The sequence below is a fragment of the Flavobacterium sp. P21 genome (assembly GCF_050632225.1).
Taxonomy (GTDB): Bacteria; Bacteroidota; Bacteroidia; order Flavobacteriales; family Flavobacteriaceae; genus Flavobacterium.
On record NZ_CP192585.1, the window covers coordinates 138,556 to 156,396 of the forward strand.

General features: G+C 33.9%; 16 protein-coding genes and 4 pseudogenes. 4 read left to right on the top strand and 16 right to left on the bottom strand.

Annotated features, from left to right (window positions below):
* Window positions 1–455: 455 nt before the first annotated feature.
* The 3 genes from ACQ9BO_RS00690 to ACQ9BO_RS00700 are packed head-to-tail and all read right to left on the bottom strand — an operon-like array spanning window position 456 to window position 3,287.
* A complete protein-coding gene (locus ACQ9BO_RS00690) occupies window positions 456–1,412 on the bottom strand; it encodes a lipid A deacylase LpxR family protein (protein WP_431243258.1) in 957 nt (318 codons plus the stop codon).
* Complete coding sequence (mtgA, locus tag ACQ9BO_RS00695) at window positions 1,402–2,175, bottom strand: monofunctional biosynthetic peptidoglycan transglycosylase (RefSeq protein WP_431243259.1); 774 nt, start codon at window positions 2,173–2,175, stop codon at window positions 1,402–1,404. The genes ACQ9BO_RS00690 and mtgA overlap by 11 nt, the downstream gene beginning before the upstream one ends.
* A complete protein-coding gene (locus tag ACQ9BO_RS00700) occupies window positions 2,175–3,287 on the bottom strand; it encodes an NAD(P)/FAD-dependent oxidoreductase (protein WP_431243260.1) in 1,113 nt (370 codons plus the stop codon). Before ACQ9BO_RS00700 ends, mtgA begins: the two co-directional genes overlap by 1 nt.
* Before the next feature lie 272 nt (window positions 3,288–3,559).
* On the opposite strand from ACQ9BO_RS00700, the pseudogene ACQ9BO_RS00705 reads away from it, so the two are divergent.
* The 3 genes and pseudogenes from ACQ9BO_RS00705 (at window position 3,560) to ACQ9BO_RS00715 (ending at window position 8,081) form a co-directional block, all read left to right on the top strand.
* A pseudogene (locus ACQ9BO_RS00705) lies at window positions 3,560–5,460 on the top strand (alpha/beta fold hydrolase).
* A gap of 180 nt (window positions 5,461–5,640) precedes the next feature.
* Entirely contained in the window at window positions 5,641–7,173 is a 1,533-nt protein-coding gene (locus tag ACQ9BO_RS00710; RefSeq protein ID WP_431243261.1) for a sensor histidine kinase, read from the top strand.
* 44 nt (window positions 7,174–7,217) lie between these two features.
* Complete coding sequence (locus ACQ9BO_RS00715) at window positions 7,218–8,081, top strand: response regulator (RefSeq protein WP_431243262.1); 864 nt, start codon at window positions 7,218–7,220, stop codon at window positions 8,079–8,081.
* Here ACQ9BO_RS00715 and ACQ9BO_RS00720 read toward each other — a convergent pair.
* The 13 genes and pseudogenes from ACQ9BO_RS00720 to pdxA all read right to left on the bottom strand — a co-directional run bounded on the left by ACQ9BO_RS00720 (window position 8,078) and on the right by pdxA (window position 16,869).
* A pseudogene (locus ACQ9BO_RS00720) lies at window positions 8,078–9,429 on the bottom strand (sigma-54-dependent transcriptional regulator). The gene ACQ9BO_RS00715 and the pseudogene ACQ9BO_RS00720 overlap by 4 nt on opposite strands.
* A gap of 146 nt (window positions 9,430–9,575) precedes the next feature.
* Window positions 9,576–9,872, bottom strand: coding sequence for a hypothetical protein (locus ACQ9BO_RS00725; RefSeq protein ID WP_431243263.1), 297 nt, complete (start codon window positions 9,870–9,872; stop codon window positions 9,576–9,578).
* 18 nt (window positions 9,873–9,890) lie between these two features.
* Window positions 9,891–10,187 carry a hypothetical protein gene (locus ACQ9BO_RS00730; protein ID WP_431243264.1) on the bottom strand — a complete coding sequence of 99 codons (297 nt, stop codon included), beginning with the start codon at window positions 10,185–10,187 and terminating at the stop codon, window positions 9,891–9,893.
* 19 nt (window positions 10,188–10,206) lie between these two features.
* The gene (locus ACQ9BO_RS00735; protein WP_431243265.1) at window positions 10,207–10,494 is read right to left on the bottom strand and encodes a hypothetical protein; all 288 of its coding nucleotides are present in this window, start codon (window positions 10,492–10,494) and stop codon (window positions 10,207–10,209) included.
* A gap of 23 nt (window positions 10,495–10,517) precedes the next feature.
* A complete protein-coding gene (locus tag ACQ9BO_RS00740) occupies window positions 10,518–10,817 on the bottom strand; it encodes a hypothetical protein (protein WP_431243266.1) in 300 nt (99 codons plus the stop codon).
* A gap of 49 nt (window positions 10,818–10,866) precedes the next feature.
* Complete coding sequence (locus ACQ9BO_RS00745) at window positions 10,867–11,163, bottom strand: hypothetical protein (protein ID WP_431243267.1); 297 nt, start codon at window positions 11,161–11,163, stop codon at window positions 10,867–10,869.
* A gap of 75 nt (window positions 11,164–11,238) precedes the next feature.
* Complete coding sequence (locus ACQ9BO_RS00750; protein ID WP_431243268.1) at window positions 11,239–11,535, bottom strand: hypothetical protein; 297 nt, start codon at window positions 11,533–11,535, stop codon at window positions 11,239–11,241.
* 293 nt (window positions 11,536–11,828) lie between these two features.
* Window positions 11,829–13,177, bottom strand: a pseudogene (accC, locus tag ACQ9BO_RS00755) (acetyl-CoA carboxylase biotin carboxylase subunit).
* A gap of 107 nt (window positions 13,178–13,284) precedes the next feature.
* Window positions 13,285–13,772 (bottom strand): annotated as a pseudogene (gene accB / locus ACQ9BO_RS00760) (acetyl-CoA carboxylase biotin carboxyl carrier protein).
* 23 nt (window positions 13,773–13,795) lie between these two features.
* Window positions 13,796–14,794, bottom strand: coding sequence for a beta-ketoacyl-ACP synthase III (locus ACQ9BO_RS00765; RefSeq protein WP_431243269.1), 999 nt, complete (start codon window positions 14,792–14,794; stop codon window positions 13,796–13,798).
* Between the two features lie 173 nt (window positions 14,795–14,967).
* On the bottom strand, window positions 14,968–15,162 hold the full coding sequence (gene rpmF, locus ACQ9BO_RS00770) for a 50S ribosomal protein L32 (RefSeq protein WP_008465217.1): 195 nt from the start codon (window positions 15,160–15,162) through the stop codon (window positions 14,968–14,970).
* Between the two features lie 9 nt (window positions 15,163–15,171).
* On the bottom strand, window positions 15,172–15,714 hold the full coding sequence (locus ACQ9BO_RS00775; RefSeq protein WP_431243270.1) for a YceD family protein: 543 nt from the start codon (window positions 15,712–15,714) through the stop codon (window positions 15,172–15,174).
* A gap of 105 nt (window positions 15,715–15,819) precedes the next feature.
* Window positions 15,820–16,869, bottom strand: a complete 1,050-nt coding sequence (pdxA, locus tag ACQ9BO_RS00780) for a 4-hydroxythreonine-4-phosphate dehydrogenase PdxA (RefSeq protein ID WP_431243271.1) — start codon at window positions 16,867–16,869, stop codon at window positions 15,820–15,822.
* Window positions 16,870–16,926: 57 nt separating this feature from the next.
* Here pdxA and ACQ9BO_RS00785 point away from each other — a divergent pair, with 57 nt between their 5' ends.
* Window positions 16,927–17,517, top strand: coding sequence for a riboflavin synthase (locus ACQ9BO_RS00785; RefSeq protein ID WP_431243272.1), 591 nt, complete (start codon window positions 16,927–16,929; stop codon window positions 17,515–17,517).
* The last annotated feature ends 324 nt before the right edge of the window (window positions 17,518–17,841 follow it).

Sequence of the window (17,841 nt, forward strand, 5' to 3'; positions counted from 1 at the left end):
CTTTACAGGCACTCATCGCAAATTCCCTCTATCGAATTTTAATCCATATCTATTACATGAATTTTTCACTCAACAGAAAGCTTTTTTATTCAAAAATTAGCTATTAAGCAATTTTAGTATTATTTCTGAATGCTATTTTAAATAAAAAACAAAAATTTAACCTTAAATTGAGAATTAATCAATATGTAGTTTGTACTTTTGCAGAAAATTTGAGTACAATGTGAGTTTAAACAAGGCTGAAGCACACTCAAGTCTTTAAGAAAAGAATAAGTATCTGTTTTTGAATTAAGTATCATTTTTAAATATTTCTGAATTAGTACCCTGAAATTATTAAGATAGAAAATTCATATTATAGATAAATACCAAAAGAGCCATAACAATTGTTATGGCTCTTTTTATATACAGAAAATAGGGATACAATAAATATTCTGAAATTTACCCCTAGCAATTTATATTTATTTAATCAAAAATCCCATTCTAATACTTCCATAAAAGTACCCAGAATTCGTATCAATTCCAGGATCTTTCAATTCTCTTCCTCGATACAGAAAAGAATACGAAATATTGAATTTGTTGTGGCGGTATTTTATACCAGCTTCGGCATTGAAACGAAGCGGTTCCAAATCAAAAGTTATTGGACTTGTATTGCTGAACATGCTTCCTTGAATTGTCGCATCATAAAACTGATAATTGACACTTGGCATCGCATAGAAATAAAATTCTCTGATATCATACTGCAGTTCCGAACTTACAGAAGCGTCGTGTAAATTTGAATCGTAAATAGGCAAAAGCTTTTTGAAACCAATTCGGGTTAGAAATCCTGTGGAAACTCCGGTAAAAATAGTCCCTAAATTAGCTTCCGACTGAAAATGAAGATCTATAAAATCATTGTGTTTGCTCGGAAATAATTTTTTCGAATACATAATATGCGTCTGAACAGCAAGAGCATTATGTAACTGATTTTCCCAGCCAAAGACTTTTTTATAACCAATAAGATGATGAAAACTTTCCTGAGTTTCGCGCCCAAAAGCATTTGGCCCCATATAACCCAATTGAAAATCTGTTTTTAAAACTGACTCGCTTTGGTAGAAAAAACTCCGACCAGCTTCAGCAAAAAGATAACCAGTAAATGGTCGATCATTAATATCTACAGCCGTTTCATTAATAAATCTCGGATTATAAATATATTGTCCCAGACGAAATTCAGTTATTTTTTTATTGATTTTTTCGTTTTCGTTTTTGGATAAATAACGAAAGAAGAGCTCTAAACCATTGGTATAATACATGTCATTTTTTGACGATGTATATAAATCATTATCCGAGATAAAACCGAATTCTTTTGTATTTCCCTGTCCGAAAACCAAAGTTGTCGCGAGCAGAAAAACCGCAAGAAAAACGTTTTTATTTCCCATCATAATTTAGTTTGCCCACATAACGCATTTCACGAACAATTCGCTCTTTTCGTCTGTTGATATAACTTGAAGAACCTGTAGCTTTAAATTTTCTTGGATTTGGAAGAATTGCGGCAATTCCTGCGGCTTGCATTGGCGTCAAGCTCGAAGCATCACGCCTGTACCAATGTTCCGTTGCCGCATAAGCACCATAAACACCGTCGCCCATTTCGATACTGTTCAAATACACTTCCATAATTCTTTCCTTGCCCCAAATTATCTCGATCAAAACAGTAAAATAAGCTTCTAAACCTTTACGCAAGTAACTTTTTCCTTGCCATAAAAAAACATTTTTTGCAGTCTGTTGCGAAATCGTACTTCCACCACGGATTCGGCGTCCGCGCTCGTTGCTTTTATATGCTTTTTGAAGTGCTTTAAAATCAAAACCGTTGTGCGTCAAAAAAGTTGCATCTTCACTAGCAATAACTGCTTTTTGCAAATTCATCGAAATTTTATCAATTGGTTCCCAGTCATGATCAAAGTAAACTTCTTTGCCTCCCATTTTATTTTCAATGGCTCGAACAACCATTAATGGTGTGAAAGGCACCGGCACATATTTAAAAAAGATCACTGAACCTATTGACAAACCAAAAAACCACAACATTGCTTTGATAAAAAACCATTTGACTTTTTCGCCAAACGTACGATTGCTTTTCTTTTTTGTTGCTGGTTTTGCTTTACTTGTTGCCGGCTTTTTTGGTGCTGGTTTTTTGGTTGTTGCCATTATAATAAATCTGCTAATTCTGTTCCTATTAAACTGCCAATCGCCACTCCCATTCCGCCTAAACGCACTCCACAAAACACGTTTTCAGAAAGTTGTGACACGACAGGATTCTTGCTATTTCCCATTCCCATGATACCGCTCCAACGATGCGCTATCTGAAAATCCTGATTTGGTAAAATTACATTTTTCAGCAAATCTTCCAATTTATTTTGAATAATTTTCGTGTTACCAAATTCGGTTGTGGTTTCACCTTCAAAATCCAAATTTCGGCCTCCGCCAAATAAAATTCGGTCGCCAATATTTCTGAAATAATAATAACCACGATCTAGATGAAACGTGCCTTTTATATCTAAATTGTGAATTGGCTCTGTTATCAAAACCTGAGCCCTAGCTGGTTTTACAGCGCCATTTGTTAAAGCTCCGGCAAAACCATTAGTTGCAAAAAGGAGTTTATTAGTTTTGAAACTAAAATCATTCAACACCACTTCTACATGACTTCCTGAATCTTGATAAGACGTTACCGTTTGTTGATTTAAAATTAAAATATCTGCCGAAACGGCTTGTTTTAATAATTCCTGCATCATATTTCCGGTATCAATCTGCGCTTCAAATGGATTAAAAATCAAATACTCGTGAATATTTTCAAAACCAAAACGGTCCACTTCTTTAGAAAAAACATCGGCCTTGAAAAGCGGTTTTAAAACTTCATTTATAAAAGGAATTTTCGAAATACATTCTGAAAAACCAGATTCGTCTTCTTTCAAAAACAACTCATATCCGCCGTGAGGCTTAAAATCAATTGCCGAATCTCCTAATCTTTTTCGGAGCAATTGCAGACCTTTCCAACGTTTTTCGATCAAATTCACTACATCGTCTTCTGAATGCGTTTTTAGATCGTCCATTATTTCAGAAAGACTTCCAAAACAGGCAAATCCAGCATTTTTTGTACTTGCGCCCTGTGGCAACATTCCTTTTTCTAAAACCAAAATCTTAGAAGCTGGAAATCTTTCGCGCAAGCGTAATGCAGTGTGCAGGCCTACAATTCCGCCGCCAACGATTGTGTAATCTACATTTGTAAACCAATTTTTGAGCTCCCAATAACTTAATTCCATCTTTCTTAAAAATAAATTCCAATATTTTAAATTCCAAATTCCAATCTTGGGTTAAATTACAACTTTTTAAATTCCGATTTTCAAAACTTGCTACTGATTTTTTATAGCCACGAATTCACGAATTTTTATTCTCAAAGATTATTAAAAAAATAATTCGTGAATTCGTGGCGAAAAGAAATCGTGGAACTTTAACAGAAAATTGGAATTTGGAATTTAAAATATTGGGATTTAAAATTCGTATTTTTAGCGCCACAAAAAAAGAATATTAGATTATGAAAAAAGTAGTAGTAACAACCTTAATAATGATGAGTTTAAACGCTATCGGACAGAATGTGATGTCACCGGAATTGTTATGGAAATTAGGAAGAGTAACACCACTCGGACTTTCGAAAGATGAAAAAAATATTGTTTTCAAGGTTTCCACACCTTCTGTAGAAGAAAACAAATCGAGTTCTAAAATTTATACTATTCCTGTAAATGGTGGAACTGCAACTGAAATTAAGGACACTAAAGATGTTTTGAAAGACAAAAATATTTCGCCTGACGGAAAATTTTTAGTTTATAATGAAGAAGTAAAAATCGAGAAAGTTTTAGGAAAAGATTTTTATCCTAATCTTACTAAATCAGACGCTCAAATTTATAATGGTTTAGATTACCGTCATTGGGATACTTGGAACGAAGGGAAATTCAACCATGTTTTTTATAAAGAAAACAAAGACGGCGCAAAAGGAATTGACATTTTAAAAGGTGAAACTTTTGATTCTCCTCAAAAACCTTTTGGTGGCGACGAAGATTATATCTGGTCGCCTGACGGAAAAAGCATTTTGTACGTATGCAAGAAAAAAGCAGGAACTGATTATGCAATTTCTACAAATACAGATATTTATGAGTACAATTTAGAAACTCAAAAAACGATTAATAGAACTGAAGGTAATTTAGGTTACGATACAGCTCCACAATTTTCTCCAACTGGAAACTTGACTTGGTTGCAAATGAAACGTGACGGTTATGAAGCTGACAAAAACGATATTATAGTTGAGTTTAAAGGAATCAAAACCAATTTGACTGCAAATTGGGACGGAACTGTAGATCATTTTATCTGGAGCAAAGACGGTAAAAATGTATTTTTTGTTGCCGCAGTTGACGGAACAAAACAGCTTTTTACAGTTAATTTTCCTGGTTTGACTAAAATGGCAATTAACGTTCGCCAAATTACAAATGGTGATTTTGATGTCAACGATTTGGTTGGTTTTTCTGGTGATGATATCATTGTTACAAGAACAGACATGAATCATGTTGCTGAAATTTTTTCTTATAACTTGAAGAAAAACACTTGGAAACAAATTTCAAATGTAAATACTGATACTTATAAAACAATAACGCCGAGCAAAACAGAAAGACGTTATGTTACGACAACTGATGGCAAAAAAATGTTGGTTTGGGTTATTCTTCCTCCAAATTTTGATGCTTCAAAAAATATCCAACGCTTTTGTATTGCCAAGGTGGACCACAAAGCGCATTGACACAATCGTATTCTTACCGTTGGAATTTCTCATTAATGGCGACTAAAGGTTATGTAGTGGTTGCGCCAAATCGTCGCGGGATGCCGGGACATGGTGTTGCGTGGAACGAACAAATCAGTAAAGATTGGGGTGGACAAGTTATGGACGATTACCTTTCTGCAATTGATGATGTTGCAAAAGAAAGCTATGTTGACAAAAGTCGTTTAGGATGTGTTGGAGCTAGTTACGGAGGATATTCAGTATTTTATTTAGCTGGAATCCACAAAAACCGTTTCAAGACTTTTATCGCTCACGACGGAGTTTTCAATACTGTTTCTATGTTAGGAACAACTGAAGAAGTTTTCTTTAACAACTGGGATTTTGGCGGTGCATATTGGGAAAAAGACAATGCAGTTGCTCAAAAATCTTATACGACTTTTAACCCTGCAACTTTGGTACAAAACTGGAACAAACCAATTTTGATTTTCCAAGGAGGAAAAGATTACCGCGTGCCGATTGGACAAGGACAAGAAGCTTTTCAAGCAAGACAATTGAGAGGAATCAAAAGCCGATTTGTTTATTTCCCTGACGAAAATCACTGGGTTTTAAAACCTCAAAATGCTCAAGTTTGGCAAGGTGAATTTTTTAAATGGCTAGACGAAACGTTATAATTTAATCCTAAATATTAAAAACAGCCTCAGATTTATTATATAATCTGAGGCTGTTTTCTTTCTGAAAGCTTTGAATTATGTAACACTTTCGGCCGGATTTCCCTTTTAAAAACAGATTTTTTTAAATAAATTGCAGTGAATTCTAATTTTAAAACTTCTCAATTTCAACAATAACAATCTATGGAGAGCAAAAAAAGTTATACAGCAATCAAAGTGCTCTTTAGTTATGTCGCATTATTGGCACTGGTTGTTACCGTAGGTTGGTTTTTGTATTCTGAAAATGTCGTTTACAACAAATTGGAAGACAAGATTGCGTTTGAAAAAACAAAGATTTTAAGAGTCAGCAAATTATTTTCGAATGTCTATAAAACAGAAAGCTTAGCGCGAAAAACAATACAGACCAATTCTGATAAAGACTTTAAAAGTTACGTTATTGAAACCGATTCGCTTCGTGCTCGAATTGACACTTTGAAACAAATTGTTACTACTGAATATCAAAAAGTCCTTTTAGATAGCGTCACGTATTTATTGGCAGAAAAAACCAAAAATATTCAGCAACTTAAAACCATAAAAAATAAGGCCGATGATGAAGTTTCAGTAAATTCAGCTATTGATGAAATTACTAAAATGGAATTCAAGCTTCGCAAATTAGAACTTCAGGATTTTACTAAAAATCCGAATCAGCTGGGCGCTTATCAAAAAAATGTGCTTCAAAAATATGTTGATTATCTCAATCAAAATATTCCTGATGACAGCACAAATACATTAAGCAAAAAAGCGTCGGATTCGATTTTGGCCAATTCCAAAAAGCTTTTGAGCTCAGTAAAATTGAAAGCCGAAAAGAAAAAAGAATCGTTGAATTTTGAAGAAAACAAATTACTGAAAAACGAAATTGCGATTTCAGAACAACTCCGAAAAGTACTCCGAATTATTGAGCGAGAAATCATCATCAACTCAATAAAAAACAATTCATTAAAAGAAAAATCGCTTAAAAAAGTCAATGAAATCGTGACGGCTTCGGCGATTATTGGTTTGGTATTGACTATTTTCTTTTCTATTTTGATTGTAAGCGATTATTCAAAATCACAGTTGTACAAGAAACAACTTGAAATTGCGAATTTCAAAACCAAAAATCTATTAAAAAGCCGCGAACAATTGATCTCGACCGTAAGTCATGATCTGAAAACGCCATTGAGTACTATTGTTGGCTATTCTGAACTTTTGGGCAATTCAGATGTCAATACAAAACAATCTTATTTCATTAAAAACATCAAAAATTCGTCTGAATATATCACGCAATTAGTGCAGGATTTACTTGATTTTTCACAAATCGAAGCCGGAAAAATTACAATTGAAAAAGTTCCGTTTTTTTTGCCCGAAGTTATTGACGAAGTCGCCAAAAGCATACAAACGGTTTACAAACAGAAAAAGATTGATTTAATAATTAATGTTGACGAAAAACTGAATGCAAAAATTGTTGGCGATCCTTTTCGACTAAAACAAATTTTGACCAATATCATTGGCAACGCATATAAATTTACAGAAGAAGGCTATATCAGAATCAGTGCTTTTTTGACTGAAAAAAATGATTTTTTTGCGATTACTATTGAAGATACAGGAATTGGAATTGAAAAAGGAAATCAAAAATTTGTTTTTGAAGAATTTGCTCAGGCAAATGAAGGCATCGAAAAAAATATGGCGGAACAGGTTTAGGACTTTCTATTTGCCAAAAAATAATTTCGATTCTTGGTGGAAGTTTGCAACTTGAAAGTATTTTTGGCCAAGGAAGCACTTTTGAAATTCAGTTGCCTTTATTGTTTGACACAAGCACAAATACAACCGAAGAAGCAAAAAAAACTGTACCTAAAAATCATAATATCAGGCCACAAACCTTTGTTGTTATTGACGATGATATTAATTTATTGAATTTAACGAGTGGCGTTTTAAGACAGGAAAAACATCAGGTTTTGTCTTTTAACAGCGCCATCAAAGCTTTGGAATCTATTGAAAAAACGAATTTTGATTTTATAATTACCGACATTCAAATGCCAGAAATGGATGGTTTTATGTTTTTGAAAAAACTTAAAAACACTTCATTTTATAAAAATCAGCCTGTGATTGCCTTGACCGGAAGAAGCGATTTAGAAACTTCAGTTTATTCAGATTCCGGTTTTACAACTGTAGTCAAAAAACCTTATTCGCCAAAAATATTACTCGACACGATCCGGATAATTTCTGAAAATGACAGCTTGCCAAAAGATATTATAAATGAAACAGCTGAAAAATCAAATTCACAATTGTATTCTTTAGACACGCTGAAAGAATTTCTGGCCAACGACAAAAATGCATTAAATGATGTTTTAAAATCTTTTATCGAAAGTACAGATGAAAATCTAGCTTATCTAGAAAATGCAATAAAAGATGAAAATAAAGCCGAAATAAATGCTATCGCGCATCGCATTGCGCCTATGTTCAAGCAAATTGAAGCAAACGAAATTGCAGGCATTCTATTAAACCTAGAAAAAAATGAATTTGAAATTACTGCAATAAAAAATATTCAAACCGATCTAAAAGCTAAAATCAAATCACTTTTTGAAGCCTTAAAACAAGAAATCGTTTAATCGATGTTGTATTGCTTCAATTTATTATAAAGTGTCTTTCTGGTAATCTTAAGCAGTTTTGCGGCTTCAGACTTATTGTTTTGCGTTTTTGACAATGCGTGAATAATGGTTTCCTTTTCATTATCTGACAAAGAAAAACTACCTGTTGTTTCTGCCGAGTTTTGTTTCTGAATCTGGAAAAATTCTGCTGGAAGCACTTCGCTTTCTATATAATCGCCACGCGTTAAAAGTGTTGCACGTTTTACGCAATTCTGCAGTTCTCTCAAATTTCCAGGCCAATTGTAGTTTTGGAAAATCGCCACAACTTCCGGCGAAAACCCGATGATATCTTTATTCAATTGCTGATTGGCTTTTTCAAGAAAATAATCGGCGAAAACCATCAAATCTTCTGCTCTATCTTTTAATGAAGGAGACAGAATAGAAAATTCATTGATTCTATGGTATAAATCTTCTCTAAAATCGCCGTTTTTTACTGCTTCGCGCAAATCTTCATTTGTGGCCGTTATAATTCGGATATCGACGTTTATTTCTTTATTGCTCCCAACCGGTTTTATTTTTCGCTCCTGAAGCGCTCTCAAAAGTTGGATTTGGTTTTCATAAGAAAGATTTCCAATTTCATCCAAAAAAGCGTTCCACCATTTGCGGCTTCAAAATAACCCATTTTGTCACTTATCGCTCCAGTAAAAGATCCTTTTAAATGGCCAAAGAATTCACTTGCCGCCAATTCTTTCGGAATGGCGCCACAATCAACTGCAATAAAATTATTGTTTTTGCGAGTGCTTTGCTGATGAATGCTTTTGGCTATAATTTCTTTTCCTGTGCTCGCTTTCGCCGATAATCAAAACCGACATATCTGTTGGACTTACCAATTGAATATGATCTAGTAATTTTCGAGAAGCAACAGAAATTCCTTTTACGAATTCATTTTCTGAAGAAACTTGTTTTTTGGTTGGCTTTTTTCTTTAGAAACAACTTCTTCAACTTCATTATTGTTTTGCAGAGCATTTGTAATAACTAACAAAACCTCATCAGGATTGAATGGTTTCGAAATATAGTCAGCCGCACCATTTTTGATTGCTTTTACAGCTGTATTTACATCAGAATAGCCTGTCATCATGATAACAGGAATATGAGGATGCGAATTTTTAAATTCTGTCATTAGTCCTATACCATCAGAATCTGGCAAACGAAGATCTGTCAAAATCAAATCAAACGATTCGTTTTTGATTGCTGTTCTTGCTTCTGCCGCAGAGAAAGCTATAGTTACATCGTATGCTTTTTTTATTAGAAACTTCTCTAATAATTTACAAAACGAAATATCATCTTCTATCAATAATATTTTTGACATCTGTTTTTAAGGACTTTTTTTGCTAAAATAACACTATTAAAGTTGTATTCTCACAAAATTATGCAAAAAAAGAGACTGCTATAAGCAATCTCTTTTTCACCAAAAACATAAATCTAATTCACCTAATTATATTTATAATATATTTATTATATTTTCAGCCAATTGCCATTGACATCTGAGTAAACAGTAGCCTTTTGGTCCTTAACTGAGATTTCTAATTTGTATTCTTTTTTCTCGTTTACATATGCTTTTTCCAATTTTGCATTTGGATAAGCAGTTTGTAGAGCAGTTTTTACAGTCGCCGGAACAGCATCTACAGTTACTTCCGTATATTCTGTTTGAACTGAAACTGATATTGCTGTTTTATTTGGAGTAGTTATAGCATTTGCAGGAACAGACAAACTTGTCAGAATAACAACTGCTGTTAGGGCTAACTTTTTCATATTGCTCAAGATTTAGAATTATTTTTTAATAATGTTTCCAGAAGCATCTGTAAAAACAGTGTACTTTTTATCTCCACTAGAAATCTCTAGTTTGTATTCATTCTTTTCATTTTTATACGCTTTTTCAAGTTTCGTATTTGGAAAAGATTTCTCAATCGTAGATTTTACAGCGACCGGGATAGCATCTGCGCCAATTTCAGTATATTCATTTTGAATGTCAACTGATTGTACCATTTCATTTGTTACTGCAACATTTGTTGCCTGCATTGACAAAGCTCCCAAAAGAACCGTCGCCGATAAGATTAACTTTTTCATAGTGGGGATAATTTATTAGTTACTTTTTAAGAATGTTTCCTTGTGCATCAGTGTAAACAGTTGATTTTACATCACGAACGATAATTTCGATTTTGTATTCTTTTTTATCGTTTACGTAAGCTTTTTCAAGTTTTACACCAGGATAAGCATTGTCCAAAGCTGTTTTTATAGTCGCCGGAACAGCGTCAACTTCTTTATACTCATCCTGAAATTTTACTAATTCTGTTGTTGATCCAGCAACGATCGGTGTGGCTTGTATTGACAGCCCTCCTAAAAGGATAGTCGCCGATAATAATATCTTTTTCATAATGATAATTTTTTAGTTAGTGATTATTTTTTCACCCAAGATCCATCAGCGTTAGCATACAAAGAGCCAACTTTGTCGCCTACAGTAATCTCTAATTTATATTGAGAAGAAGCGGCGTTTTTGTATGCCTTGTTCAAAACTGCATCTGGATACGCTTTTTTAAGTGCATTTGTTACTGCAGATGGAACTTCTTCATTTTTGATTTCTGTAAATTCATCTTGGATTGAAATTGATTTTACGGTTGTAATTGCGATTGGCGAAGTTGAAGCAAATGATGTTAAACTTCCCAAAACGATTGCGGCTGATAAAAATAAATTTTTCATAGTGTGTATATTTAATAGAGTTAATTAATTTGATTGGAACAAAAAGGGATTATTTTTTAATCCAAGTTCCGTCTGCATTAGCATAAAGAGATCCTACTTTATCTCCCACTGCAACTTCTAGCTTATATTGTGATGCAGTATTTTTGTAAGCCTTATTTAAAACTGCATCTGGATATGCTTTTTTAAGAGCATCTGTAACTGCAGAAGGAACTTCTTCTAACTTAATTTCAGTGTACTCGTCTTGAATTGAAATTGTTTTTACGATTGAATTTGATATTGGAGAAGTTGAAGCAAATGATGTTAAACCTCCCAAAACGATTGCGGCTGATAGAAATAAATTTTTCATGATAATAGTATTTTAAGACAGTTAATTTAATTTTAGTATTTTTTATTTGTAAATACACGAAACGCGTCTTTTAGATTATTTTTGAATCCAAGTTCCGTCTGCGTTAGCAAAAAGATTTCCTTCTTTGCCTCCAACTGTTACATCTAGTTTATACTGTGCTTTTTCATTTTTATATGCTTTAGAAACTACTGCATTTGGAAATGATTTTTTTAATGCCTCAGTTATTGGAGCTGGTAATTCTTCTAATTTGATTTCAGTATATTCATCTTGAATAGAAACTGTTTTTATAATAGAATCTTCAATTGAAGAATTTGCGGCGAATGAAGTCAAACTTCCCAAAACAATAGCGGCTGATAAGAATAGCTTTTTCATAATGTGTATTTTAGTTTTGTTTGTAGTTGTTTACGCTTTAGATAATGAAATTATTATGCCGTAAACCAGAACTTGCACTCCATATCGCTCAAACCCTTACAAATAAAGAGTTCCTGCTCATTGTGCCAAAAATTGACATTCTAAAAAAGTGTGTAATACGATTGGAATGTGTATAAAAATTACACACTTTTAGTGTTTACCAACCCATTAAAACGACAAAACCCGACGAGAAATAAAACTCGTCGGGTTGATATGAAATAAAAAAGGTCGCCGAAAATCGACAACCTTTAAAATTATTCTGGACTATTCATTTTGAATGTTTCCATAAAAGCAGTTGTATAATCACCTGCAATATATTTTGGATCATCCATTAATTGTCTGTGGAAAGGTATTGTAGTTTTCACGCCTTCGATTACGAATTCGTCAAGAGCTCTTCTCATTTTACTGATAGCTTCTTCACGAGATTGCGCAGTAGTAATCAACTTAGCAATCATTGAGTCATAATTTGGTGGAATACTGTAACCAGAATAAACGTGAGTATCTAAACGAACTCCGTGTCCTCCTGGCATATGAAGTGTCGTAATTTTTCCTGGTGAAGGACGAAAATCGTTATAAGGATCTTCAGCATTAATACGAACTTCGATAGCATGTAATTGTGGCAAATAATTTTTTCCTGAAATTGGAATACCAGTCGCTACCATAATTTGCTCGCGAATCAAATCGTAATCAATTACTTGTTCAGTAATTGGGTGCTCAACTTGAATACGAGTATTCATTTCCATGAAGTAGAAATTTCTGTGTTTATCAACCAAGAATTCTACAGTTCCAGCTCCTTCGTATTTAATGAATTCAGTCGCTTTTACAGCCGCCTCTCCCATTCTTGTACGAAGTTCGTCTGTCATGAAAGGTGAAGGTGTTTCTTCAGTAAGTTTTTGGTGACGACGTTGAACTGAACAATCTCTTTCAGAAAGGTGACATGCTTTTCCGTAAGAATCTCCAACAACTTGAATTTCGATATGACGTGGCTCTTCAATAAGTTTTTCCATGTACATTCCGTCATTTCCAAATGCTGCAGCTGACTTCTTGACGTGCGCTTTCCCAAGCTTTTAAAAGATCTTCTTCTTTCCAGATGGCACGCATTCCTTTTCCACCACCACCAGCAGTAGCTTTCATCATCACTGGATAACCAATTTCAGTCGCTGTTTTTTGTGCATGTTCGTAAGATTCTAATAATCCGTCTGAACCTGGTACACATGGAACTCCTGCCGCTTTCATTGTAGCTTTTGCAGAAGCTTTATCTCCCATTCTATCGATCATTTCAGGAGCCGCACCAATAAATTTGATTCCGTGCTCTTGACAAATTTTTGAGAATTTAGCATTCTCAGAAAGGAAACCGTATCCTGGGTGAATTGCATCTGCATTCGTAATTTCTGCAGCAGACAATAATATTCGACATTTTTAAGTACGATAAGTTACTTGGCGGGGGACCAATACAAACCGCTTCATCAGCAAACTTAACATGCAAGCTTTCTGCATCGGCTGTAGAGTAAACGGCTACCGTTTTAATTCCCATTTCCTTGCATGTACGAATTACACGAAGTGCAATTTCTCCTCTATTCGCAATTAATATTTTTTTAAACATCTTATTTTAATTAGATAATTAGACAATTTGATAATTAGATAATTTTAGATGGTTAAAAATTTTCTTTCGAACCATTCTAAAATCTAAAATCTAAAATCTAAATTTATTTATGATGGATCTACTAAGAATAAAGGTTGATCAAATTCAACTGGAGACATATCGTCAACAAGAATTTTAACAATTTTTCCTGACACTTCAGATTCGATTTCGTTGAATAATTTCATTGCTTCAATTACGCAAAGAACATCTCCTTTAGATACAGTGCTTCCTACTTCAGTGAAAACAGGTTTGTCTGGAGATGGTTTTCTATAGAATGTTCCAATGATAGGAGATTTTATAGTAACATATTTAGAATCGTTAGCGGCTGGTGCTTCTGGAGTTACATTTACAACAACTGGCGCGAGCAACTTGTGGAGCGAGCGGCTTGTGGCAATGCGGCTTGAGCTGGCAATTGCTGTACATAAGTAGCCTCAGTAACATTTGTTTCTAAAGTTGTTCTGATAGTGATTTTTACATCATCCATTTCTAACTTTACTTCAGCAACTCCCGAATTTGCTACAAATTTGATTAGGTTTTGAATTTCTTTTAAATCCATAATGATTCGTTTTTAGTTTTAATTTATTTCTTATCGTAAGCCCACTTTAAATAGATAGATCCCCAAGTGAATCCACCACCAAAAGCGACAAAGATTACATTATCTCCTTTTTTAAGCTTGTCTTCAAAATCAGCTAATACCAATGGCAAAGTTCCAGAAGTAGTATTACCATATCTTTCAATGTTCACCAAAACTTTAGATTCTTCTAATTCTAATCTTCCAGCGGTAGCATCAATAATACGTTTATTAGCTTGGTGTGGCACTAACCAATCAACATCTTGATTTGTCAAATTATTTCTTTGCAAAATCAATTCGCTGGCATCTGCCATATTTGTAACAGCATATTTGAAAACAGTTTTACCATCTTGCATAATATTGTGCTGTCTGTTTTTCACAGTTTCTTCTGAAGGCGGAATCAAAGAACCTCCTGCAGGGATTTTAAGGAAATCGCGTCCAACACCATCACTTCTTAAATATTCATCCTGCAAACCTAAGCCTTCATAATTTGGTTCAAAAAGAACTGCTCCAGCTCCATCACCAAAAATAATACAAGTAGCTCTGTCTTTATAATCTACAATTGACGACATTTTATCTGCCCCAATTAAAAGTACTTTTTTGTAACGTCCAGACTGTACATAAGCGGCGGCAGTTGACATTCCGTATAAGAAACTTGAACATGCGGCTTGCAAATCGTATGCAAATGCATTTGTTGCTCCAATTTCTGTAGCAACATAAACTCCCGTAGAAGCCACCATCATATCAGGTGTTGCTGTTGCCATTATAACCATATCAATCTCAAGTGGATCAATATTTCCTTTTGCAATTAAATCCTGAGCCGCTTTTATTGCAAGGTATGATGTTCCTTTATCAGCATCTTTCAGAATTCTTCTTTCTTTAATTCCTGTACGAGTGGTAATCCATTCGTCATTGGTATCTACCATTGTTTCCAATACTTTGTTTGAAAGCACAAAGTCTGGAACGTAGCCTCCAACAGCGGTAATTGCGGCTGTGATTGTATTCATTATATTCTATTATTTCCTTTCAAATACAGGGTATTTGAAAAATTTTTAAAAGACTTGAAAATTACAAAAAAAAACGTAACGAATTTGTCTATATTTTCCTAAAAAACGAAAATTATAACCAACAAAAAAAACTCTCACTATGTGAGAGTTCTAGTATAATTTACAAAAACGTATTAAGCAACCGCTTCAGATTTATCGATAACAACTTGCCCTCTGTAGTACATTTTACCTTCATGCCAGTAAGCTCTGTGGTATAAATGCGCCTCACCTGTAATAGGACATGTAGCGATTTGAGCTACAGTAGCTTTATAATGTGTTCTTCTCTTATCTCTTCTTGTTTTCGAGGTTTTTCTCTTAGGATGTGCCATTTTACTATATTATTTATCCGTTAATAGTTTCTTTAATTTTTCCCAACGCGGGTCAATATCTTCTTCTTTGTTACTCTCTTCCTTTTGTTCTTTTACACTTAATTCATTCAGTTTTGTCAAAGCTTCTGTTTGCAGACTTCCGTCTTTAACACCTGGATGAATTCTTTTTTGAGGGACAGAAAGCGCGATCATTTCATAAATATATTGCGCCACATCAATCTCATGCTCACCATGTGGTAAAATCAACAACTCTTCATTATCATCATTGAATTCTTCTCCAAAACGAACAATCAACTTCATTTTCCCTTTTATAGGTAAATCAAAATCTTCGCCTGTCAGATCACAAGGCACATTTACAGTTCCTTTGTGTTTGAATTCTAACTCCAACATATTACTTTTCTTATCGAAAAGTAAATTGACTTTAATATCTGAACTTTGAAACTCATCGTACTCAAAGTTCTTAAAGAACGTGTTATTTATTTGATACTCAAAATGGTGTTTTCCTAGTTTTAATCCTACGAAAGGAATTAAAAATTCTTTTGTTTTGCTCATTTCAACATCAATTTGATCAATTCAATTCTAAAACTAGATATCTGAATTGGGGTGCAAAGATATAAAATTATTATAAATCTAATAATCTTATTGACCTTTTTTTGTTTATAACTGTTTTTCTTTTATTTTTAGAGGTTTTTGGCTAATCTCCTCATACTGATTACGCGAGCGAAAAATATCGATCGCAAGATAAACTGCTTCCTTAAACGAATTGAAATCTGCCATATCTTTTCCAGCAATATCATAAGCTGTACCATGATCCGGCGAGGTCCTAACTTTATTTAGACCCGCTGTATAATTCACTCCTTTACCAAAAGACAATGTTTTGAAAGGAATCAATCCTTGATCATGATATGCCGCAACAATTGCATCGTATTTCTCATATTGACCGCTTCCAAAAAAACCATCTGCCGGAAACGGACCAAAAACCATTGTTCCCGAATCAAATAATTTTTTCAAAACTGGCTTTAAAACCAAATCATCTTCTTTTCCAATAACCCCGCCATCACCTGCATGCGGATTCAATCCTAAAACTGCAATTTTCGGCTTAACAATGCTAAAGTCCTGAATCAATGATTTTCTGATTGTTTCAATTTTTCTAGTAATCAACTCTTCAGTCAAATGCGACGAAACTTCATTTAACGGCACATGATCCGTCAAAAGACCTACTCTTAAATTATCTTGCACCATCATCATCAATGCATCCCCTTCTAACTCTTTATCTAAATAATCCGTATGCCCAGGAAACTTAAACTCCTCTGACTGGATATTATATTTATTTATTGGAGCAGTAACCAGAACATCTATCAAACCTTCTTTCAAAGCTTTAGTTGCCGCCGTAAATGATTTAATAGCATATTCTCCAATTTTCTCATCATTTTTCCCAAAGCTAATATCAACACCTTCTTTCCAAAGATTGAAAACATTAACTTTTCCTGGCAAAACTTGCTCTAATTTATCTACACCATGAAATTGAACCGAAGATGTAAAACTCTTTTTCACAAAAGATAATATTTTGGCATTTGCAAAAATAACCGGTGTACATAGCTCCAGCATACGAGAATCCTCGAATGTTTTCAATATAACTTCGCTTCCAATACCGTTTAAATCTCCGACTGAAATTCCAACAATTATATTTTCTGCTTTTTTATTCATGAGCTCAGCTTATTTATTACTAATTTTGATGTGCAAATTTAGTAAAATAAAACAACAATGTTCACAGGAATTATAGAAACCCTAGGAAGGGTTCATGAAATACAAAAAGATCAAAACAATCTTCACATTACAATCGACTCCTCTTTTACCAACGAACTAAAAATTGACCAAAGCGTTTCACATAATGGAATCTGCTTGACAGTTGTTGCCATAAAAGACTCTTTTTATACTGTAACCGCGATTGATGAAACGATTTTAAAAACTAATATTGGAGACTGGAAAACAGGAGACATTGTTAATCTTGAACGTGGCATGAAACTCGGCGATCGTCTTGACGGGCATATTGTACAAGGACACGTAGATCAAACCGGGACATGCGTAAAAATCGAAGAAGCCAACGGAAGCTGGAACTATACTTTTGAATACGACAAAAACCTTAACAACATTACAATAGAAAAAGGTTCTATTACCGTAAATGGCGTAAGTCTTACTGTTGTAAATTCAAAAACAAATGAATTTAGCGTTTCGATAATTCCTTATACGTTTGAAAACACAAACTTCAAAGATTTCAAAGTTGGCACAAAAATAAATCTAGAATTTGATGTTGTTGGCAAATACATTTCAAGATTGTATGCCATAAACAAATAAAAAACCTAACTGCACAAAAAAAGCTTCAATTTAAATTGAAGCTTTTTTTCATTATATCTGTAGACAGAATATATTCCAAACAAAATGGCACATCCTGCTAAAATTATTAAATTCTGATCAATTGGAATATCTGGTGGAGGATCAAGACTACCGTTTGTTGTCGGTTGACCAGGACCATTACTATTACCACTCTGAGCATAATTAACCGAAGTTATTAAGGTTAAAAAAAATGCAAAAAAAATAGTTTTCGTTATCTTCATAAGTTTAAACTTGCCAAAGCAAGCGGTTTTAAATTAGACTTGGGGTCTTTTATGAAATTTCGTA